The 20,365-nt window shown below is 75.2% G+C and carries 20 protein-coding genes; 2 read left to right on the top strand and 18 right to left on the bottom strand.

All coding sequences use genetic code 11. From position 1 onward, the window contains the following. Positions 1-326: 326 nt before the first annotated feature. The 7 genes from pyrF to pyrR are packed head-to-tail and all read right to left on the bottom strand — an operon-like array spanning position 327 to position 9,977. Entirely contained in the window at positions 327-1,205 is an 879-nt protein-coding gene (gene pyrF, locus ACI79I_RS06300; protein ID WP_456991433.1) for an orotidine-5'-phosphate decarboxylase, read from the bottom strand. Then, complete coding sequence (locus tag ACI79I_RS06295) at positions 1,202-2,590, bottom strand: dihydroorotate oxidase (RefSeq protein WP_456991432.1); 1,389 nt, start codon at positions 2,588-2,590, stop codon at positions 1,202-1,204. Before ACI79I_RS06295 ends, pyrF begins: the two co-directional genes overlap by 4 nt. After that, positions 2,587-5,898, bottom strand: coding sequence for a carbamoyl-phosphate synthase large subunit (gene carB / locus ACI79I_RS06290; protein WP_456991430.1), 3,312 nt, complete (start codon positions 5,896-5,898; stop codon positions 2,587-2,589). Before carB ends, ACI79I_RS06295 begins: the two co-directional genes overlap by 4 nt. Continuing rightward, a complete protein-coding gene (gene carA, locus ACI79I_RS06285) occupies positions 5,898-7,067 on the bottom strand; it encodes a glutamine-hydrolyzing carbamoyl-phosphate synthase small subunit (protein ID WP_456991429.1) in 1,170 nt (389 codons plus the stop codon). The genes carB and carA overlap by 1 nt, the downstream gene beginning before the upstream one ends. Beyond that, positions 7,064-8,365, bottom strand: coding sequence for a dihydroorotase (locus tag ACI79I_RS06280; RefSeq protein ID WP_456991428.1), 1,302 nt, complete (start codon positions 8,363-8,365; stop codon positions 7,064-7,066). The genes carA and ACI79I_RS06280 overlap by 4 nt, the downstream gene beginning before the upstream one ends. Next, a complete protein-coding gene (locus tag ACI79I_RS06275; RefSeq protein ID WP_456991427.1) occupies positions 8,362-9,282 on the bottom strand; it encodes an aspartate carbamoyltransferase catalytic subunit in 921 nt (306 codons plus the stop codon). Before ACI79I_RS06275 ends, ACI79I_RS06280 begins: the two co-directional genes overlap by 4 nt. Continuing rightward, positions 9,279-9,977, bottom strand: a complete 699-nt coding sequence (gene pyrR / locus ACI79I_RS06270) for a bifunctional pyr operon transcriptional regulator/uracil phosphoribosyltransferase PyrR (RefSeq protein ID WP_456991426.1) — start codon at positions 9,975-9,977, stop codon at positions 9,279-9,281. Before pyrR ends, ACI79I_RS06275 begins: the two co-directional genes overlap by 4 nt. 218 nt (positions 9,978-10,195) lie before the next feature. Here pyrR and bldD point away from each other — a divergent pair, with 218 nt between their 5' ends. Both bldD and ACI79I_RS06260 read left to right on the top strand, forming a co-directional pair. After that, on the top strand, positions 10,196-10,747 hold the full coding sequence (gene bldD / locus ACI79I_RS06265; protein WP_091217936.1) for a transcriptional regulator BldD: 552 nt from the start codon (positions 10,196-10,198) through the stop codon (positions 10,745-10,747). A gap of 178 nt (positions 10,748-10,925) precedes the next feature. Next, positions 10,926-11,084, top strand: coding sequence for a hypothetical protein (locus ACI79I_RS06260; RefSeq protein ID WP_456991425.1), 159 nt, complete (start codon positions 10,926-10,928; stop codon positions 11,082-11,084). Positions 11,085-11,141: 57 nt separating this feature from the next. Here ACI79I_RS06260 and nusB read toward each other — a convergent pair whose 3' ends face one another. The 11 genes from nusB to ruvX form a co-directional block, all read right to left on the bottom strand. Further along, a complete protein-coding gene (gene nusB / locus ACI79I_RS06255) occupies positions 11,142-11,549 on the bottom strand; it encodes a transcription antitermination factor NusB (RefSeq protein WP_456991424.1) in 408 nt (135 codons plus the stop codon). Positions 11,550-11,560: 11 nt separating this feature from the next. Further along, a complete protein-coding gene (efp, locus tag ACI79I_RS06250) occupies positions 11,561-12,121 on the bottom strand; it encodes an elongation factor P (protein WP_456991423.1) in 561 nt (186 codons plus the stop codon). After that, positions 12,122-13,222: a M24 family metallopeptidase gene (locus ACI79I_RS06245; RefSeq protein WP_456991422.1), complete on the bottom strand. Its 1,101-nt coding sequence runs from the start codon at positions 13,220-13,222 to the stop codon at positions 12,122-12,124. Positions 13,223-13,247: 25 nt separating this feature from the next. Next, complete coding sequence (gene aroQ, locus ACI79I_RS06240) at positions 13,248-13,682, bottom strand: type II 3-dehydroquinate dehydratase (RefSeq protein WP_456991421.1); 435 nt, start codon at positions 13,680-13,682, stop codon at positions 13,248-13,250. Then, positions 13,679-14,725 carry a 3-dehydroquinate synthase gene (gene aroB / locus ACI79I_RS06235; protein ID WP_456991420.1) on the bottom strand — a complete coding sequence of 349 codons (1,047 nt, stop codon included), beginning with the start codon at positions 14,723-14,725 and terminating at the stop codon, positions 13,679-13,681. Before aroB ends, aroQ begins: the two co-directional genes overlap by 4 nt. A 47-nt stretch (positions 14,726-14,772) precedes the next feature. Further along, positions 14,773-15,306, bottom strand: coding sequence for a shikimate kinase (locus tag ACI79I_RS06230; protein ID WP_456991419.1), 534 nt, complete (start codon positions 15,304-15,306; stop codon positions 14,773-14,775). Further along, positions 15,303-16,481 carry a chorismate synthase gene (gene aroC, locus ACI79I_RS06225; protein WP_456991418.1) on the bottom strand — a complete coding sequence of 393 codons (1,179 nt, stop codon included), beginning with the start codon at positions 16,479-16,481 and terminating at the stop codon, positions 15,303-15,305. The genes ACI79I_RS06230 and aroC overlap by 4 nt, the downstream gene beginning before the upstream one ends. 36 nt (positions 16,482-16,517) lie before the next feature. Then, entirely contained in the window at positions 16,518-17,192 is a 675-nt protein-coding gene (locus ACI79I_RS06220) for a prepilin peptidase (protein ID WP_456991417.1), read from the bottom strand. 5 nt (positions 17,193-17,197) lie between these two features. Continuing rightward, complete coding sequence (locus ACI79I_RS06215; RefSeq protein ID WP_456991416.1) at positions 17,198-18,028, bottom strand: shikimate dehydrogenase; 831 nt, start codon at positions 18,026-18,028, stop codon at positions 17,198-17,200. Further along, positions 18,021-19,445, bottom strand: coding sequence for an endolytic transglycosylase MltG (gene mltG, locus ACI79I_RS06210; protein ID WP_456991415.1), 1,425 nt, complete (start codon positions 19,443-19,445; stop codon positions 18,021-18,023). Before mltG ends, ACI79I_RS06215 begins: the two co-directional genes overlap by 8 nt. Positions 19,446-19,708: 263 nt before the next feature. Beyond that, positions 19,709-20,365: a Holliday junction resolvase RuvX gene (gene ruvX / locus ACI79I_RS06205; protein WP_456991414.1), complete on the bottom strand. Its 657-nt coding sequence runs from the start codon at positions 20,363-20,365 to the stop codon at positions 19,709-19,711.

Raw genomic sequence — 20,365 nt, 5'->3', positions numbered from 1 at the left:
GTGACCTGTCGTTCACCGTCCGTTGCCCATCGTCGTGACCGTCCGCTATCAGTGCAGGTCGGCCGGGGTCTCCCACCCGGACGATCCGCACGGGATTGCGGACGATCCTGTCCGACACACCGGTGGCGACACGCCGACGAGCCCCGGAAACCGCAGGTCCGCGCGGGGGGACACGGCCGTTGCGCGAGTCAACGGGTCAGCTCGGGCGCCGCTCGGCCGGCCGGGTGCCCGACCTCCGGCCGAGCACCCAGCCGGCGACCCCGGCGAGGACGAGCAGGCCCAGGACGACCAGGCCCGCCCCGGCGGTCAGCCAGGGGAGGCCCGCCTCACCGGGCGAGCTCGGCGGCCCAGCGGTCGGCCGCGGCCCGCAGCGCGGCCGGGTCGGGGCCGGCGGCCAGGACGTCCCGGGAGACGGTGGGGACGACGGCGACGTCCGCCCCGAACAGCCGCCGCAGGTCGGCGACCGAGCCGCCCTGCGCGCCGAGCCCCGGGGCGAGCACCGGCCCGCCCAGGCCGGTCAGGTCGACGTCCAGCGAGGGCAGCGTGGCGCCGACGACGACCCCGAACGAGCCGGTGGCCGCGCCGAACCGGCTGCCCAGGTCGCGGACCGCGGCGACGTCGGGCAGCGGGTCGCCGACGACCCACCCCGGGGTGTTCCAGGCGCGGACGGTGTCGACGACGACCTGCGCGACCGACCGCTCGCCCACCAGCGCGTGCTGCAGCGTCCCGGCGTCGGGGTTGGAGGTGCGGGCGAGCACGAACAGCCCGCCCCCGTGCTGCCGGGCGGTGTCGACGGCCGGCTGCAGCGACCCCGGGCCGAGGTAGGGGCTGACCGTCAGCGCGTCGGCGTACAGCGGGTGCCCCGGCCGGAGGTGGTCGGCGTAGGCGTCCATCGTCGAGCCGATGTCGCCGCGCTTGGCGTCCAGCAGCACCAGGGCCCCCGCGGCCCGGGCGCGGGGGACGGCGTCCTCCAGCACGGCCAGGCCGCGGGAGCCGTGCCGCTCGTAGAAGGCCACCTGCGGCTTGAGCACGGCGACCGTGCCGGCCAGGGCGTCGACGACCGCGTCGGTGAACCGGGCCAGCCCCTCGGGGCTGTCGGGCAGCCCCCAGCGCTCCAGCAGCGGCACGTGCGGGTCGATGCCCACGCACAGCGGACCGCGGGCGGCGACGGCGTCGGCCAGCCGCTGACCGAACGGCGCACTCACGAGGGCACCTCTCCGCCGCGCGGCAGCGTCTCCCCCAGCGCGGCGATGCAGTCGCGGGCCAGGTACGGGTCGGCGAAGGCGCCGGACGCCGACTGGACCGCGTCGGCGCCCGCGGTGAACAGCGCCTCGAACGAGGCCGCGTCGGTCACCCCGCCCATCGCCAGGACGTCGAAGTGCCGGCCACCGGCCTCGCGGAGAGCGACCAGCCGCCGGGTGAAGTCCAGCGCCGAGTCGCGCACCGCCACCCCGGACAGCCCGGCCAGCTCGCGGCCGGGGAAGGTCGCCGCCCCGTCGCTGCGGCGGACCCGGCTCTGCAGCGTGTTGATGCCGGCGACCCCGTCGACGAGCGGTGCGATCCGGGGCACGAGCGCGGCCAGGCGCGCCTCGTCCAGCCAGGACAGCTTGGCCACCAGCCCGGTGCGGTCGTCCAGCGCCCGCCGCGCGGCCTCGACGACGGCGACCGTGGCGTCGGCGTCCAGGCACAGCGGCGGCTTCACCCCCGACGCCGTCCGGCCCAGGGTGTTCGGGCAGGAGAGGTTGAGCTCGACGACGGGCGCGCCGGCCTCCTGCGCCATCGCCGCCGTCCGGGCGAAGTCGGCGGCCAGGGCCGCGAGCCCGGCGCCGTCGAGGTCCTCCCCCATGACGCTGACCAGCAGCAGCTGGTCCTCGTCGAGCACGGCCAGCGACCGCTCCAGGTCGGCCATCCACTCGTCGGGGGCCGGCGAGGGCACGCCGAAGGAGTTGACCGTGCTGACGTCCGGGGAGCCCGGCTCGACCCAGTCCCACGGGTCCGCGGTCACCTCGGCGGCCGCGCCCGGCGGGAGGCTCGCGGTCTCCCGCGCGGCGAAGACCCAGTTGGGCTGGGCGTTGGGCTCGTGGGCGCGGCTGCGGACGGTCTTGTAGGTCAGGACGCTGTAGCCGCTGCGGGCGTGGTGGCGCACCCACTCCTCGCCGCCGTTGAGCACGCACGCCGGCACCCCGATCGGGAAGCCGACCGCGCGCCCGAGCACCCGCCACCGCCGCCCGGCAGCCACCGGCCGCTCCGGCAGGCGCGGACCCAGCGGCGTGGTCAGGTTGTCCCGGTAGGAGCCCAGGACGTCGTAGGCCGGCGTCCGCACCCCGGCAGCCGCCAGCACCCCGGCGTGCCCGGCGAAGAACAGCACCCGGCCCAGCAGCGGCAGGTCGTCGTCCCCGGTGTCCCCGGACGCCAGCCGGGCCGCCAGCCCGCGCGCCGCCGAGGCCAGCGCGTCCAGCTCCGGCTGCGGCGGTCGCGCGAACCGGGTGACCCCGGCCAGGAACGCGTCGGGCAGCCCGTCGACCAGCCCGCGCGCCACGAGGTCGTCGCGCACCCGGCGGGCGGCCCCGACCGGAGGTGCCGCGGTCACGACCGGGCGGCCGGGGCGGCGGCGGTCAGCGCCGCGTGGACCTCCTGCAGGCTGCGGACGCCGACGTCCCCCTCCCGCAGCGCCTCGATGCCCTGCACCGCGGCCGCCAGCCCCTGCACCGTGGTGATCGACGGGATCCCGGCGGAGACGGCGGCGGTGCGGATCTCGTAGCCGTCCAGCCGCGGCCCGCTGTTGCCGGGCGACCCGAAGGGCGTGTTGACCACGATGTCGACGTCCCCGGCGAGGATCCGCTCGACCACGTTGCCCGGGCCCTCGCTGAACTTGCCGACCACCTCGCAGTCCACGCCGTTGCGGCGCAGCACCTGCGCGGTGCCGGAGGTCGCCAGCACCCGGAAGCCGAGGTCGGCCAGCCGCTTGACCGGGAAGATCGCCGAGCGCTTGTCCCGGTTGGCCAGCGAGACGAAGACGGTGCCCTCGACCGGCAGCGAGCCGTACGCGGCGGCCTGCGACTTGGCGAACGCCGTCCCGAAGCCGGTGTCGAGGCCGATGACCTCGCCGGTGGACTTCATCTCCGGCCCGAGCACGGTGTCGACGTTCTGCCCCTCGACGGTGCGGAACCGGTGGAAGGGCAGCACCGCCTCCTTGACCGCGATCGGCGCGTCCGCCGGCAGGTCCGCGCCGTCGCCGGTCGCGGGCAGGACGCCGGCCGCGCGGAGCTCGGCGACGGTCTCCCCCACCGCGATGCGGGCCGCGGCCTTGGCCAGCTGGACGGCGGTGGCCTTGGAGACGAACGGCACCGTGCGGCTGGCCCGCGGGTTGGCCTCGAGGACGTAGAGGATGTCGTCCTTCACCGCGTACTGGACGTTGAGCAGCCCGCGGACGCCGATCCGGGCGGCGAGCTGCTCGGTGGCCCGGCGGATGCGCACCAGGTCGGTGGCCCCCAGCGTGATCGGCGGCAGCGCGCAGGCGGAGTCACCGGAGTGGATGCCGGCCTCCTCGATGTGCTCCATGACGCCGCCGAGGTAGAGCTCGGAGCCGTCGTAGAGCGCGTCGACGTCCACCTCGACGGCGTCCTCGAGGAAGCGGTCGACCAGCACCGGGTGCTCGGGGCTGACGTCGGTGGCCTTGGCGATGTAGGCCTCGAGCGTGGCGTCGTCGTAGACGATCTCCATGCCGCGCCCGCCCAGCACGTAGGAGGGCCGGACCAGCACCGGGTAGCCGATGCCGGCGGCGATCCCCCGCGCCTCGGCGAACGTCGTGGCCGTGCCGTGCTTGGGGGCGAGCAGCCCGGTGTCGGCCAGCACGCGGGAGAACGCGCCGCGGTCCTCGGCGGCGTCGATCGACTCCGGCGAGGTGCCCAGCACCGGGACGCCGGCGTCCTTGAGCCGCTGGGCCAGCCCCAGCGGGGTCTGCCCTCCGAGGGTGCAGATGACCCCGGCGACCGGGCCGGCGGCGCGCTCGGCCTCGACCACCTCGAGGACGTCCTCGAAGGTCAGCGGCTCGAAGTACAGCCGGTCGGCGGTGTCGTAGTCGGTGGAGACCGTCTCCGGGTTGCAGTTGACCATCACCGCCTCGTAGCCGGCGTCCTGCAGCGCCTGGACGGCGTGCACGCAGGAGTAGTCGAACTCGATGCCCTGGCCGATCCGGTTGGGCCCGGAGCCCAGGATCAGCACGGCCGGCTTCTCCCGCGGCTCGACCTCGGTCTCCTCGTCGTAGGACGAGTAGTGGTAGGGCGTCCGGGCGGCGAACTCGGCGGCGCAGGTGTCGACGGTCTTGAACACCGGCCGGATGCCCAGCCGCCAGCGGAGGCTGCGGACGCCGTCCTCACCGGCCAGCTCGGGGCGCAGCGCGGCGACCTGCCGGTCGGACAGGCCGTGCCGCTTGGCCCGGCGGAGCAGCTCGGGGGTGAGCGCCGGGGCGTCGCGGACCTCGGTGCCGACCTCGCGCACCAGCGCGATCTGGTCGACGAACCACGGGTCGAAGCCGCTGGCCTCGGCGACCTGCTCGACGGTCGCCCCCGCCGCGAGCGCCTGCTCGGCGAGGTGCAGCCGCCCGTCGACGGGGGTGCGCAGCCGCTCGAGCAGCTCGGCAGCGTCCGCGTTCGCACGGTCGGGGCCGGTCCAGAAGCCGGCGACCTTGGTCTCCGTCGAGCGCATCGCCTTGCCCAGCGCCTCGGGGAAGTTGCGGCCCATCGCCATGACCTCGCCGACGCTCTTCATCGTCGTGGTCAGCCGCGGGTCGGCGCCGGGGAACTTCTCGAAGGCGAAGCGCGGGATCTTCACGACGACGTAGTCCAGCGCCGGCTCGAAGGAGGCCGGGGTGACGCCGGTGATGTCGTTGGTGATCTCGTCGAGGGTGTAGCCGATGGCCAGCTTCGCGGCGATCTTGGCGATCGGGAAGCCGGTCGCCTTGGAGGCCAGTGCGCTGGACCGGGAGACCCGGGGGTTCATCTCGATGACGACCAGGCGCCCGGTCTCCGGGTGGACGGCGAACTGGATGTTGCAGCCGCCGGTGTCCACGCCGACCTCGCGCAGCACCGCGATGCCGACGTCGCGCATCCGCTGGTACTCGCGGTCGGTGAGGGTCATCGCGGGGGCGACGGTCACCGAGTCGCCGGTGTGCACCCCCATCGCGTCGATGTTCTCGATCGAGCAGATGACGACCACGTTGTCGCTGCGGTCGCGCATCAGCTCCAGCTCGAACTCCTTCCAGCCGAGCACCGACTCCTCGATGAGGACGGTGTGCACCGGGGAGTCGGCCAGCCCGTGACCGGCCATGCGGCGCAGCATCGGCTCGTCGGTGGCGATCCCCGAGCCCAGCCCGCCCATGGTGAACGAGGGCCGGATGACGACCGGGTAGCCGACCTCGGCGGCGGTCGCCAGCGCCTCCTCGACCGTGGAGCACACCGTCGACCGGGGGGCGTCGGCGCCGATCGAGCGGACGATGTCCTTGAACGCCTGCCGGTCCTCGCCGCGGTTGATCGCGTCGACGTCGGCGCCGATGAGGCGGACGCCGTACCTCTCCAGGACACCGTTCTCGTACAGCCCGATGGCGATGTTGAGCGCCGTCTGCCCGCCGAGGGTGGCCAGCAGCGCGTCCGGGCGCTCCTTGGCGATGACCTTCTCGACGAACTCCGGGGTGAGCGGCTCGACGTAGGTGGCGTCGGCGACGTCCGGGTCGGTCATGATCGTGGCCGGGTTGCTGTTGACCAGGCTCACCCGCAGCCCCTCGGCCTTGAGCACCCGGCAGGCCTGGGTGCCGGAGTAGTCGAACTCCGCGGCCTGGCCGATGAGGATCGGCCCGGAGCCGATCACCATCACGTGGTGGATGTCGTCCCGCTTGGGCATCAGTGGGCCTCCCCCGTGCTGTGCGTGACCTGCGGCGGCGGGCCACCGGCCCGCGCCTCCCCGGTCCGGGCGCTGTCCATGAGGTCGACGAAGCGGCCGAACAGCGGCGCGGCGTCGTGCGGGCCGGCGGCGGCCTCGGGGTGGAACTGGACGCTGAACGCCGGGACGTCGAGGCAGCGCAGCCCCTCGACGACGTCGTCGTTGAGGCCCACGTGGCTGACCTCGACCCGGCCGTACGGGGTGTCGGTCGGCCGGTCCAGCGGTGCCTCGACCGCGAAGCCGTGGTTGTGGCTGGTCACCCGGACCGTGCCGCTGACCCGGTCGAGCACCGGCTGGTTGAGGCCGCGGTGGCCGAAGCGCAGCTTGTAGGTGCCCAGGCCCAGGGCCCGGCCCAGGATCTGGTTGCCGAAGCAGATGCCGAACAGCGGCCGGCGCGCGTCGAGCACCCCGCGCACGGCCTCGACCGCGTAGTCCGCGGCGGCCGGGTCGCCCGGTCCGTTGGAGAGGAAGACGCCGTCGGGGCCGGCGGCGAGCAGGTCCTCGGCGGTGGCGGTGGCCGGCAGCACGTGGGTCTCCACGCCGAGCTCGGCCAGGTGCCGCGGGGTGGCGGTCTTGATGCCCAGGTCCAGGGCGGCGATGGTGAACCGCCGCTCCCCCACGGCCGGGACGACGTAGGGGTCGTTGGCCGTCACCGCCGGCGCCAGGTCCGCGCCGGTCATGCTCTCCGAGGCCCGCACCCGGGTCAGCAGCTCCCCGGCCGAGAGGCCCTCGCTGCTGATCCCGGCGCGCATCGCGCCGCGCTCGCGCAGGTGGCGGGTCAGCGCTCGGGTGTCGACCCCGCTGATGCCGACGACGCCCTGGGCGACCAGCTCGTCGTCCAGGCTGCCGGTGGCCCGCCAGTTGGCCGGGCGACGGGCGGGGTCGCGGACGACGAAGCCGGCCACCCACATGCGGCGGCTCTCGTCGTCCTCGTCGTTGACCCCGGTGTTGCCGATGTGCGGCGCGGTCATGACGACGATCTGGCGGGCGTAGCTGGGGTCGGTCAGCGTCTCCTGGTAGCCGGTCATCCCGGTGGCGAACACCGCCTCGCCGAGCGTCGTCCCGACCGCGCCGTAGGCCTCGCCCCGGAACGTCCTGCCGTCCTCGAGGACGAGCAGTGCCTCACTCACTTCTGTGCCTTCCCGTCCAGAACGGTCGGCGTCCCCCGCAGGAACGTCGCGACCACCCGGCCGGGGAGCTCCCGGCCGGCATAGGGGCTGTTGCGGCTGCGGCTGGCCAGCGCGGCCGGGTCGACGGTGGCCCGGGCAGCGGGGTCGAGCAGCAGCAGGTTGGCCGGCTCGCCGGGGGCGAGCGGGCGGCCGTGCCCGTCCAGGCGCCCGATGGCGGCCGGGCGGGCGGACATCCGGTCGGCGACGCCGCGCCAGTCGAGCAGGCCGGTGCCGGCCCCGTCCCCCAGCACCATCGTGTCGATCACCACCGACAGCGCCTGCTCCAGCCCGAGCATCCCGGGCCGGGCCTGCGCCCACTCGCACTCCTTGTCCTCCACGGCGTGCGGGGCGTGGTCGGTGGCGACGGCGTCGATCGTGCCGTCGGCCAGCCCCGTCCTCAGCGCCTGCACGTCGGCGTCGGTCCGGAGCGGCGGGTTGACCTTGAACACCGGGTCGTAGCCCTCCGCGCAGGCGTCGGTGAGCAGCAGGTGGTGCGGGGTGACCTCGGCGGTGACCTGCACGCCGCGTGACTTGGCCCAGCGGAGGATCTCCACCGAGCCCGCCGTCGAGACGTGGCAGACGTGCAGGCGCGCACCGACGTGCTCGGCGAGCAGCACGTCGCGGGCGATGATCGCCTCCTCCGCGGCCGCCGGCCAGCCGGTGAGGCCCAGGCGGGCCGACCGGTCCCCCTCGTGCATCTGCGCGCCGACGGTCAGCCGCGGCTCCTCGGCATGCTGGGCGACGACGCCGTCCAGCGCCTTGACGTACTCCAGCGCCCGGCGCATGAGCGCGGGGTCGGCCACGCAGTGCCCGTCGTCGGAGAACACCCGGACCCGCGCGGCGGAGTCGGCCATGGCGCCGAGCTCGGCCAGCCGCTCGCCGGCCAGCCCGACGGTCACCGCCCCCACCGGGACGACGTCGACCAGCCCGGCCTCCTGGCCGAGGCGCCACACCTGCTCCACGACGCCGGCGGTGTCGGCGACCGGGTCGGTGTTGGCCATGGCGTGCACCGCGGTGTAGCCGCCCAGCGCCGCGGCCCGGCTGCCGGTCTCGACGGTCTCGGCGTCCTCCCGGCCGGGCTCGCGCAGGTGGGTGTGCAGGTCGACCAGGCCGGGCAGCGCGACGAGCCCGGCGGCGTCGACGACGTCGGCGCCGGGGACCGACAGCGACTCGCCGATCGCGGCGATCCGGCCGTCCTCCACCAGGATGTCCGCGGCGTCCTCGCCGTAGGGCCGGGCCCCTCGGATGAGCAGGGTCATGAGGGGGCGCCTCCCAGCAGCAGGTAGAGCACGGCCATGCGCACGGAGACCCCGTTGCCGACCTGCTCGACGATCGTGGAGCGGACGGAGTCGGCCACCTCGGCGGCGATCTCCATCCCGCGGTTCATCGGGCCCGGGTGCATGACGATCGCCTCGTCGCCGAGCACCGCCATCCGCCGGGCGTCGAGGCCGTAGCGGCGGCTGTACTCCCGGGCGCTGGGGAAGAACGAGGCGTTCATCCGCTCGGCCTGGACCCGCAGCATCATCACCACGTCGGCCTTGGGCAGGACCGCGTCGAGGTCGTAGGAGACCTCCGCCGGCCAGCTCCCCACGCCCACCGGCAACAGGGTGGGCGGGGCGACGAGGGTGACCTCGGCGCCGAGCGTGTGCAGCAGCCACACGTTGGAGCGGGCCACCCGGCTGTGCAGGACGTCGCCGACGATGGCCACCCGCACGCCGTCGAGCCGGCCGAGCCGGTGCCGGATCGTGTAGGCGTCGAGCAGGGCCTGCGTGGGGTGCTCGTGGGTGCCGTCCCCGGCGTTGACGACGCTGCCCCGGACCCAGTGCGCCAGCCGGTGCGGCGCACCGGAGGCGCTGTGCCGGACGACGACCGCGTCGGAGCCCATCGCCTCCAGCGTCAGCGCGGTGTCCTTGAGGCTCTCCCCCTTGGAGACGCTGCTGCCCTTGGCCGAGAAGTTGATCACGTCGGCCGAGAGCCGCTTGGCGGCCAGCTCGAAGGAGATGCGCGTCCGGGTGGAGTCCTCGTAGAAGAGGTTGACCACCGTGCGCCCGCGCAGCGTGGGCAGCTTCTTGACCTCGCGCCCGGTCAGCGCCTGCTCGATCTGGGCGGCGGTGTCCAGGACCAGGGTCGCGTCGGCGCGGTCGAGGTCGGCGGCCTCCAGCAGGTGCCGCTTCACGCTCTGCTCCCCTGGTCGGCTCCGCGGTCGCTCCGCTCCTCGCTCGCAGAGCTCGCTGCGATGCTCACTCCCCGTCGCCCTCCCGGCTCCTCCGTGATGAGCACCTCGTCGGCGCCGTCCACCTCGGTGAGGTGGACGCGCACCTGCTGGGTGCGGGAGGTGGGCACGTTCTTGCCCACGTAGTCGGCGCGGATCGGCAACTCCCGGTGGCCGCGGTCGACCAGGACGGCGAGCCGCACCGCCCGCGGCCGGCCCAGGTCGCGCAGCGCGTCGAGCGCGGCCCGCACCGAGCGGCCGGAGTAGAGGACGTCGTCGACGAGGACGACCAGCCGGTCGTCGATGCCGGCCTCGGGCAGCGTCGTCGGCTCGAGCGCACGGACGCCGCGCCGTCGCAGGTCGTCGCGGTAGAGGGTGATGTCCACGGTGCCGACGTCGACCGCCGTCCCGGTGAACGCCTCGATGCGGGCGGCCAGCCGGCGGGCCAGCGGGGCGCCGCGGGTGGGGATGCCGATGAGGACGACGTCGGAGAGGCCGCCGTCCGCGGCGTCGGGGCTGGCCGAGGCGGCACGCTCGATGACCTGGTGGGCCATCCGGTCGAGGACGCGGGCCACGTCGGCGGCGGAGAGCAGTGCCGTGGCGGGTGCGCCGGCGGACGCCGGTGCCGCGCCGGGGGCAGGCTCGGGTGAACTGGCCATGAGGCCTCCTTCCCCGCCTCACGGGACGGGTCGTTAAAGGAGTGGTCGGACCGCGCCCGACGGTACTGCACGACCGGATGTGACCCGCATCGCGGCCGGGTGGGCCACGATGTGGGGCCGATCCACCCGGAGGAGTGTTCTGGTGTCGCCGATCCCGCTCGACCAGTACGCTCCGTGACGACAACTCGCCCACGACGACGCACAGTGAGCAGGAAGCGATGAGCACCGACTACTCACGGGCCCTCGGTGCCCGGCTCCGCGCCATCCGCAACCAGCAGGGGCTCTCGCTCCAGGGAGTCGAGGACAAGTCGCACGGCCGCTGGAAGGCCGTCGTCGTCGGCTCCTACGAGCGCGGCGACCGCGCGGTGACCGTGCAACGCCTGTCCGAGCTGGCCGTGTTCTACGGCGTGCCGGTCTCCGAGCTGCTGCCCGACCCGCGGCCGAGCTCGGCGGTCACCTCGACGACGAAGATCGTGCTCAACCTCGAGTCACTGGGCTCACTGCCCGCCGACGAGGCCGGCCCCCTGGCCCGGTACGCCTCGACCATCCAGGCCCAGCGGCACGACTACAACGGCAAGGTCCTGTCCATCCGTGCGGAGGACCTCAAGTCGCTGGCGATCATCTACGACATGAGCCCGGACGAGCTGACCAGCCGGCTCATCGAGTGGGGGGTCCTCTCCCCCGGCATGGAGAGCGTCGTCGGCTTCGGCGGCGACGAGGACGAGGACGAGGTCAACCCGAACTGGGAGCGCCGCCGCACCCCGCGCTGAGAGCCGCCCCGTCCCCGGGACGGGCCCGGACGCGCGAGAGGCCCCCGACCGACGGGTCGGGGGCCTCTCGCGCGTCCGGACACCCTCGGCGGGGAGCGGCCCTCCGCATTGGGGAGTGAGAACTGTCAGCAGGGCGCCCTAGCGTCGGGGTGTCGCGCCGAACTGCGAGGAGCCCGCCATGTCCCTGCCCGACCCGGTCCTCACCAGCCTGGACCGGGACCTCCTGCTCGCCGCCCGCCGGCGGGCCGCCCTGCGCCGCGCCCAGCGTCAGCGGTCCGCCGCCCGGCTCGCCGCGATGCTGGTCGCCGCCGGCCCAGGCACCGACCTGCGGGGCTGAGTCTGCCGTGGCGGCACGCCGGAGTGCGCGCACGCTGCCGACGGTGTGCCGACGGGCTCAGCTGGTGGGCACCTCACTGTCGAGGATGGCGCCCAGCACGCCGTTGACGTAGGCCGGCGAGTCGTCGGTCGACAGCGCCCGGGCGAGCTCCACGGCCTCGTCGATCACCACGGGGTCGGGCACGTCGGCCACCCAGAGCAACTCGAAGACGCCCATCCGCAGGATCGCCCGGTCGACGTCGGGCAGCCGGTCGATCGACCAGCCGCGGGCGTGCCGGTCGATCAGCTCGTCGATGCGGGACGCGTGCTCCACGACGCCCTCGACCAGCCGGACGGTGTGCTCGTTGACCGGCGGATGACCGGCGGCCACCTCCTCCGCCAGCTGGTCCAGCGCGCTGCGGCCGCGCAGGTCGGCCGCGTACAGCACGTCGACCGCGCGCTTGCGCGCCTTGGTCCGGGCAGCCATCTGGCGGTGCGTCAGTTGGCGCGGCCGAGGTACCGGCCGTCGCGGGTGTCGACCTTGAGCCTGTCGCCGGTGTTGACGAACAGCGGCACCTGGATCTGCGCCCCGGTCTCCAGGGTGGCGGGCTTGGTGCCACCGGTGGAGCGGTCGCCCTGCAGGCCCGGGTCGGTGTGCTGCACGACCAGCTCCAGGGTCACCGGGAGCTCCACGTAGAGCGGGGTGCCCTCGTGGACGGCGACGACGACCTCGGTGTTCTCCAGCAGGTAGTCCGCCCCGCCGCCGACCGTCTCGGCCGGCACGTGGATCTGGTCGTAGGTCTCGCCGTCCATGAAGACGTAGTCGGTGCCGTCCTTGTACAGGTACGTCATGTTCCGCTTGTCCACGGTCGCGGTGTCGACCTTGGTGCCGGCGTTGAAGGTCTTGTCGACGACCTTGCCCGAGAGCACGTTCTTCAGTGTGGTGCGGACGAACGCGCCGCCCTTGCCCGGCTTGACGTGCTGGAACTCGGTGACGGTCCAGAGCTGGCCGTCGAGGTTGAGGACCATGCCGTTCTTGAGGTCGTTGGTGGTAGCCATCTAGAGAACCAGCAGTTCCTTGCTCGTGAGGGTCAACAACTCCGGCTCGTCGTCCGTGACGACCAGCGTGTCCTCGATCCGGACACCGCCGTGGCCGGGCAGGTAGACGCCGGGCTCCACGGTGACGGCCATGCCGGCGGCCAGCGTACCCGCGCCGAGCTGGCCGATGCCCGGCGCCTCGTGGATCTCCAGCCCGACGCCGTGGCCCAGGCCGTGGGGGAAGTGCTCGCCGTGGCCGGCCGCGGCGATGACGTCGCGGGCCGCCGCGTCGACCGCGACCACGTCGGCGCCGACGGCCAGCGCGGCCCGGCCGGCCGCCTGGGCGGCGGCCACCAGCTCGTACACCTCGCGCTGCCAGTCGGCCGCGTGCCCGAGGACGAGGGTCCGGGTCATGTCGGAGTGGTACCCGTCGACGGTCGCGCCGAAGTCCAGCTTGAGGAAGTCGCCGGACCGCAGCTCGGTGCTGTCGGGGCGGTGGTGCGGGATCGCGGAGTTCGCGCCGGCGGCCACGATCGTCTCGAAGGACGGCGCCTCGGCGCCCATCGCGAGCATCCGGGCGTCCAGCTCCCGGCCGACCTGCAGCTCGGTGCGGCCCGGGCGCAGCGCCCCCTCCGCGGCCAGCTCGGCCAGCGCGGAGTCGGCCACGGCGCACGCCCGCCGCAGTGCGTCGATCTCGTCGTCGTCCTTGACCGCCCGCTGCCCCTCGACGGCCCGGCGGATGGAGGCCAGCTCCGGCACGGTGCCCCCGGCGGCGGTGGCGGCGAGCACGGCCTCGAGCGCGTGCAGCCCGTCGACGGTCAGGTGGTGGCTCTCGTAGCCCAGCCGGCCGGTGCCACGCCGCACCGCCTCGCGGGCCAGCGCGGCGACCGTGTTGCGGTCCACGTGCAGCTCGACGTCGGGCACCTGGACACGGGCCTGGGTGGTGTAGCGGCCGTCGGTGCCGAAGACGTCGCCGCCGTCGGTGCGCAGGAGCAGCGCGCCGTTGGAGCCGGTGAAGCCGGTCAGGTAGCGGACGTTGAGCAACTCGGTCACCAGGACCGCGTCGAGCCCCCGCTCGGCGGCCGTGGCCCGCAGCGCCTCGCGCCGCGCGGCGTGGTTCACCGTGCCCCCCGTCCGGCTCCCCGCCTCACCGGATCCCCCGGGCCACGAGCCACTGCAGCGCCAGCACGTACCCCTGCACGCCGAGGCCGGCGATGACGCCGTCGGCCACCCGCGAGACGTAGGAGAGGTGCCGGAACTCCTCCCGCTTGTGGATGTTGGTGATGTGCACCTCGACCAGCGGGCCGTTCAGGGCGGCCAGCGCGTCGTGCAGGACGACGGAGGTGTGCGACCAACCGCCCGGGTTGATCACCACGGCGTCCCCGGCGTCGGAGGCGGCGTGCACCCAGCCGAGCAGCTCGCCCTCGGAGTCGGTCTGGCGCACCCGCACCTCGACGCCGAGGTCCCGCCCGGTGCCCTCGAGCAGCTCCACCAGCTCGGCGTAGGTCGTCGTCCCGTACTTGTCCGGCTCGCGCAGGCCGAGCCGGCCGAGGTTGGCGCCGTTGAGCACCTGGATCGTCACGCTTCCTCCGCCACTGCGGCCCACGCCGCGTCGAGCCAGGCCTGGTCCGGGTCGGCCAGGATCCGCGGGTTGCCCAGCCCGTCGAGGACGACGAACCGCAGGGACGCCCCGCGGGCCTTCTTGTCCACCCGCATGACCGACTGCAGCCGCGCCCAGTCGCCGGCGTAGGTGGTGGGCAGCCCCATCGCGGCGACCAGCTCCCGGTGCCGGGCGACCTCGGCCCGGGTCAGCAGCCCCGCCTGGCCGGCCAGCTCGGCGGCGAACACCAGGCCGACGGCGACCGCCTCGCCGTGCCGCCAGGCGAAGTCCTCGACCCGCTCGATGGCGTGGCCGAGGGTATGGCCGTAGTTGAGGAACTCGCGGCGGCCGGTGTCGAAGAGGTCCTCCCCCACCGCGTCGGCCTTGACCTGCACCGCGCGCTCGATGAGCTCGGCGGTGTCCCGGCGGCCGGTGGGGTCCTCCTCCAGCAGGTCCAGGATGGTGCCGTCGGCGATGAAGCCGCACTTGACCACCTCGGCCAGCCCCGCGCGGAACTCGGCCTCCGGCAGCCCGGCGAGGACGTCGGTGTCGGCCAGCACCCCGGCCGGCGGGTGGAACGCCCCGACGAGGTTCTTCCCGGCCGCGGTGTTGATGCCGGTCTTCCCCCCGACGGCGGCGTCCACCATGCCCAGCAGGCTCGTCGGCAGGTGCACCACCCGGACGCCGCGGACCCAGGTGGCGGCCAGGAAGCCGGCCAGGTCGGTGACCGCTCCCCCGCCGACCCCCACGACGGCGTCGGACCGGGTCAGGCCCAGGCGGCCGAACTCCTCCCAGGCGCGCGCGGCGACCTCGGCGGTCTTCGCGGCCTCGCCGTCGGGGACCACGATCGCCTCCGCGGCGACGCCCGCGGTCTGCAGCGTCTCCACCGCCGCGCCGGCGAGCGCGGCCAGTGGCGGCGCGTGGACGACGACGGCCCGGGCGGTGCCGGCCAGCAGCAGTCCCAGCTCGGCCTGGGCCCCGGGCCCGATGACGACGTCGTAGGGCGTGCCGCCCGCGACCGTCACCCGCCGCCACGTGATCGGTGCCCTGCCGGCGGCTGCTCCGCCCGCGCTCACGACGTCGTCCGGGAGCGCAGCGCGGCCGCGACGTCGGCGATCACGTCACCGGGCTCGCGCCCGCCGGTGGGGACGGTGAGCGTGGCCACCTCCTGGTAGAGCGGAGCCCGGGCCAGCAGCAGGTTGCGCAGCGTGGCCCGCGGGTTCATGCCCAGCACCGGGCGGGTCCGGCCGAGTCCGACCCGCTCCGCGGCGGAGGCCAGGTCGACGTCGAGCCAGACCACCGTGCCGCCGGACCGGCCGTAGCCGACCAGCAGCTCCCGGGTCGGGGCGCTGAGCACCGCACCCCCGCCGAGGGCCAGCACCCCCGCGTGCGCGGCGAGCGCCCGGGCCACCGCCTGCTCCTCCAGCGCGCGGAAGAACGGCTCTCCGCGCTCGACGAACAGATCGGCCACGGTCTGCCCGGTGACGTCCTCGATGTCGGCGTCGGTGTCGCGGAACGGGACGCCGAGCATCCCGGCGACCGCCGTGCCGACCGTCGTCTTGCCCGACGACGGCGGCCCCACGAGGACCAGGACGGGGACGCTCATCGGACGGCGAGGGCGTCGAGGTAGGCCCGGGCGTTGCGCCGGGTCTCGGCCACCGAGTCGCCACCGAACTTCTCCAGGGCGGCGTCGGCCAGGACGAGGGCGACCATCGCCTCCATGACGACGGCGCCGCGCGGCACCGCGCAGGCGTCGCTGCGCTGGTTGATGGCGACCGCCGGCTCCCCGGTGGCGACGTCGACGGTGGACAGCGCCCGCGGCACCGTCGAGATCGGCTTCATCGCCGCGCGGACCCGCAGCACCTCGCCGTTGGTCATGCCGCCCTCGATGCCGCCGGCGCGATCGGTGGTCCGCTGGACCCGGCCGTCGGCGAGCACGATCTCGTCGTGGGCGACCGACCCGCGGCGCCGCGCGGTCTCCAGCCCGTCACCGACCTCCACCGCCTTGACCGACTGCACGCCCATGAGCGCGGCGGCCAGCCGGGAGTCCAGCCGGCGGTCCCAGTGCACGTGGCTGCCCAGGCCCGGCGGCAGGCCGTGGACGACGACCTCGATCACCCCGCCGAGGGTGTCCCCGTTCTTCCGGGCGTCGTCGACCTCGGCGACCATGAGCGCGCTGGTCTCCGGGTCGGCGCAGCGCACCGGGTCCTCGTCGATCCGCGGGTTGTCCTGCGGGCCGGGCACGATGCCGTCGGGCGCGACGACCGGCCCGATGCCGACCACGTGGCTGACGACCTCGGCGCCCAGCGTCTGGCGCAGGAACGCCCGCGCGACCGCACCGAGGGCGACGCGGGCGGCGGTCTCCCGCGCGCTGGCCCGCTCGAGCACCGGGCGGGCGTCGTCGAAGCCGTACTTCTGCATGCCGGCGAGGTCGGCGTGGCCGGGACGCGGCCGGGTGAGCGGCGCGTTGCGCGCCTGCCCCGCGAGCACCTCGGGGTCCACCGGGTCGGCCGACATCACCGTCTCCCACTTGGGCCACTCGGTGTTGCCGATCTGGACGGCGATCGGCCCGCCCTGGGTGACGCCGTGGCGGACCCCGCCGGTCAGCGTGACGACGTCCTGCTCGAAGGACATCCGCGCGCCGCGGCCGTGACCGAGCCGCCGACGGGCCAGGTCGACGTCGAGGTCGGAGGTCTGGACCCGCACGCCGGCGGGCAGGCCCTCGAGGATGGCGGTGAGCTGCTGGCCGTGCGACTCACCGGCGGTCAGCCAGCGCAACATGCCCCGGATTGTGCCAGCCGGGTTCCCCGGCCCCGCCTAGGCCAGCGGCAGCGGGGCCTCCAGCGCCAGGGCGAGCACCGCACCGACCAGCAGCGGCGGCCCGAACGGCAGGGCGGTGCGCCAACCCGCCCGTCGCGTGGCCACCAGCGCCAGTGACACCGCCGCACCGGTGAGCAGGCCGAGGAACACCCCGGCCAGCAGGGCACCCCAGCCCACCCAGCCGAGCACCAGACCCAGCAGGCCGAGCAGCTTCACGTCGCCGAAGCCCAGCCCCTGCGGCGAGGCGAGCGCCCCCAGCGTCGCCAGGCCGAACGCGACCGCGGCCGCCAGCACCGCCCGCAGCAGCGCCGGCCACGTGCCGAGGACGGCGGCGTCGGCCAGCAGGGCGGCGGTGACCGCCGCGCCGGCCGGGAAGGTGACCCGGTCGGGCAGCCGGTGGACGGCGAGGTCGACGCCGGCCAGGACGATCCCGGCCGCGGCGGCCCACGCCAGGCCGACGGTGGCCGGGCGCACCCCGGACAGGGCCAGCACCCCGGCGAACGCCGCACCGACCAGCAGGCAGGTCACCCCGGTGCGCACCGGGCCGGCCGCGGCAGCGTCGTCCCGGGAGGCGAGGCGGACCGTCAGCCGCGCCAGCCACGGCCCGAGCACCAGCGCCGGGACGACGGCCAGCGCTCCGACGGCGAGCGCAGGGAGCTCCGTGGCCGGCACGGGGGTCAGCGGGCGTCGAGCGCCGCGCGCATCGCCTCGATCGGCGCGGGGTGCCCGGTCATCAGCTCGACCTGCGCGGTGGCCTGCCAGAAGAGCACCTCGAGACCGCCCACCACGGTGCCCCCGGCCGCCAGGACGCGGGTCGCCAGCGGCGTCGGCCAGGGGTCGTAGAGGACGTCGAGGACGGTCTGCCCGGCCCGCCAGGGCAGCTCCGACACGACCGGCTGCCCGCCGACGGGCACGGTGCTCACCACGACGTCGGCGTCCACGACGGCGCCCTCCAGGGAGCGCACCGTCGTCGGCACGCCCAGGGTGTCCAGGACCCGCAGCACGTCGAACGCGCGCGCGGGCTCCCGGACGACGAGGTCCACGTGCTCGGCGCCCAGCGAGGCCAGCGCGACCGCGGCGGCGGCCGCGGTGCCCCCGGCCCCGACGATCGCCGCCGGGCCCACCTGCTCGACCCCGGCGAGCTGCAGGGCCATGCCGATGCCGGTGACGTCGGTGTTCTCCGCCCGCCAGCCCTGCTCGCACCGGATGAGGGTGTTGGCCGCGTGCAGCAGCCGCGGCAGCGGGTCGACGACGTCGGCGGCGTCCACCGCGGCCTGCTTGCAGGGCATGGTGACCGAGAAGCCCCGCCACTCCTCGCCGAGCCCGGCCAGGAGGACCGGGAGGTCCTCCGCCCCGATGTCCAGGGCGTCGTAGGTCCAGTCGGTCAGCCCCAGCGCGGCGTAGGCCGCCCGGTGCAGCAGCGGGGACAGCGAGTGGCCCACGGGACGGCCGAGGACCGCCGCGCGCCGGGGAGGGGTCGGGGGCGCCGCCGTCCCCCCGTCAGCCACCGCAGCCGAGGCCGGCGCTGGCGCAGCGCTCGCGGGCCGCCTGGAACTCGGCGTAGTCGGCGGTGAAGAAGTGCCGACCGTCCTGGGACTCCAGCACGTAGTACAGGAGGTCCCCGGTGGTGGGTGCCAGGGCAGCCTCGAGGCTGGCCTCACCCGGGGAGCTGATCGGCGTCGGCGGGAGGCCGGGCCGGGTCCGGGTGTTGTAGGGGCTGTCGGTCTGCAGGTCGTCGACGGTCAGCTCGTTGCCGTTCTTCTGCAGGCCGTAGGCCAGCGTGGCGTCGATGCCGAGCGCGATGCCCTGGTCGAGCCGGTTGTAGACGACCTGGGCGACGTTCGCCCGCTCCTCGTCGAGCCGGGTCTCCGACTGCACCATCGAGGCGACGGTGACGATGTCGTGCACCGACCGGCCGGCGGCCGCGGCCCGCTGCTCGAGCTGCATGCCGTTCGCCGTCTCGGTGAACTCGCCGACCATCGCGCGCAGCATGTCCACCGGCTCGTCGTCGGGGGTGAAGTCGTAGGTGGCCGGGAAGAGGTAGCCCTCCAGCGACCCGTTCGCGTAGGCCGGCAGGCCCAGGGCGGCGGGGTCGGCGGCGGCCGCCTGCAACTCCTCGACCGGGGTCTGCGTGGCCTCGGCGAGCCGCTGCAGGACCGCCTGGACGGTGAAGCCCTCGGGGATGGTCACCCGCGAAAAGAGCCGGGTGGCCGGGTCGAGCAGCAGGTCGAGGGCGGCCGCGCCGCTCATCTGCGACCGCATGGCGTAGACGCCGGGCTGGATGCCGGTCGCCGCGGGCTCGGACTCGGCGGCCTCGACGAAGGGGCCGACGGAGGCGATGACGCCGTCGTCGACGAGGGTCCGGGCGATGTCGCTGAGGGTGTCCCCCACCGCGATCCGCACCTCGACGCTGCCGGTGCCCTGACCGGCGAAGTCCTCGCTGGGCGGGTTGACCAGGTTGATCAGCGCCTTGCCGCCGAAGACGATGCCCGCGACCAGGCCGCCCAGCACGACCAGCGACAGGATCGCGGCCAGCGGGCTGCGCCGCCGTCCGCGGCCCGAGCGCCGTCCGCGGCGGTCGCCGGGGTCCTCGTCGTCGTCCCGGCGGTGCCGGGAGCGGCGCGGCTCCTCGGCCGCGGAGGCGCCGATGACGTCCAGGCCTCCGGTGGAGTCGTCGTCGTCCCAGCCGTGCAGGTCCAGGCGGGTGGCGTCGGTGTCGTCGTCGTACGGGTCGCCGGGCACCGCCGGCTGGACGCCGAGGGGTTGGGCGACGGTCTGGTCGTCGTCGGGGTGCACGTCGGTGCGCCGCCGCATGCGCGACCAGGTGCCCGCCGGCCGCGGCGGGAGGTCCGGCAGCGGAGCCGACGGGTGGCCGGCCCCGGCCTCCTCCTCGCGCGGCACGCTCCGGCCGGGCGGGCGGGGCATGCCCCTGCCGTCACCGGGCGGGGGCAGCGGCCCGGTGCTCCGGTCCTCCGGCAGGCCGGCGCGCGCTCCCGGGGCGCGCACGGCGGACGTCATGGCGTGCCGGCGTGCCGCGTCGCTCCGGGAGGGCACGCCCGTCGTCGGCCGGGCCGGCTCCCCGGCCGGTCCGGAGCGCGGCATCGAGGCCATCCACGCCGTGGCGGGGACCCCGCTCGGGAAGTCCGGGGACGCGTGCCGACCCCGCCGCGGGGGCGGGGTCGGGTCGTTCACGAGCGCTCCCGCTGGGCGTCCAGATAGGCCTGGAGGATGACCACGGCGGCGGCCTGGTCGATCACGGGGCGCTGCTTCCGGCTGTCGAGACCGTTCGCCCGGAGGGAACTGGCTGCGGTCACGGTGGAGAGCCTTTCGTCGACGAGGTGCACGGGCACGGTGCCGATCCGCCCGGCGAGTGCCCGAGAGTAAGCACGCGCCTCCCGCGCCGACGCGCCCGACGCACCCGAGAGGTGCCTCGGCTCTCCCACGATCACCTCTGTCACCTCGTGTTCCACCACGAGGTCGGCGATGCGGTCCAGGTCGGACTCGTCGCGCCGGCGCTGGACGGTCTCCAGCGGGCTGGCCAGGGTGCCGGTCGGGTCGGAGATCGCCACGCCCACCCGCACCGTGCCGACGTCGATGCCCAGCCGCCGGCCCTGCTTCGGGCGCCGCGGCGGGATCGGCAGGCCGCCCGGCAGCCCACCGGACAGGTCGATCTGCGCCGTCTCGTGCCGCACCGGCGGGAAGCCGGCGGACAGGTCGATCGCCTCGGTGCTGTGCTGCCCGGGCTGCTGGGGCGGGGCGGGCCGCGGTCGTGCCGGGGGCACGGCCGGCCGGTTCACCGGCCGCCGGCCCACCGGACCGGTCTCGTCGGGGCGCTGGTCGGGCAC

The sequence above is a fragment of the Geodermatophilus sp. SYSU D01105 genome, from assembly GCF_054050095.1.
The sequence above is the reverse complement of the archived record's forward strand: the minus strand, read 5'-3'. Positions and strand labels throughout refer to the sequence as shown.

What these genes read in the sequence shown, in the direction of transcription:
- nusB (WP_456991424.1), bottom strand. Translation starts at nt 11,549, where the DNA reads ATGGCTGCCCGGACCAAGGCGCGCAAGCGCGCGGTCGACGTGCTGTAC.
- carB (WP_456991430.1), bottom strand. Translation starts at nt 5,898, where the DNA reads ATGCCCAAGCGGGACGACATCCACCACGTGATGGTGATCGGCTCCGGG.
- ACI79I_RS06280 (WP_456991428.1), bottom strand. Translation starts at nt 8,365, where the DNA reads ATGACCCTGCTCATCCGAGGGGCCCGGCCCTACGGCGAGGACGCCGCG.
- ACI79I_RS06230 (WP_456991419.1), bottom strand. Translation starts at nt 15,306, where the DNA reads ATGAGCGTCCCCGTCCTGGTCCTCGTGGGGCCGCCGTCGTCGGGCAAG.
- aroC (WP_456991418.1), bottom strand. Translation starts at nt 16,481, where the DNA reads ATGTTGCGCTGGCTGACCGCCGGTGAGTCGCACGGCCAGCAGCTCACC.
- mltG (WP_456991415.1), bottom strand. Translation starts at nt 19,445, where the DNA reads ATGCCCCGCCCGCCCGGCCGGAGCGTGCCGCGCGAGGAGGAGGCCGGG.
- ACI79I_RS06260 (WP_456991425.1), top strand. Translation starts at nt 10,926, where the DNA reads ATGTCCCTGCCCGACCCGGTCCTCACCAGCCTGGACCGGGACCTCCTG.
- efp (WP_456991423.1), bottom strand. Translation starts at nt 12,121, where the DNA reads ATGGCTACCACCAACGACCTCAAGAACGGCATGGTCCTCAACCTCGAC.
- bldD (WP_091217936.1), top strand. Translation starts at nt 10,196, where the DNA reads ATGAGCACCGACTACTCACGGGCCCTCGGTGCCCGGCTCCGCGCCATC.
- pyrR (WP_456991426.1), bottom strand. Translation starts at nt 9,977, where the DNA reads ATGGCCAGTTCACCCGAGCCTGCCCCCGGCGCGGCACCGGCGTCCGCC.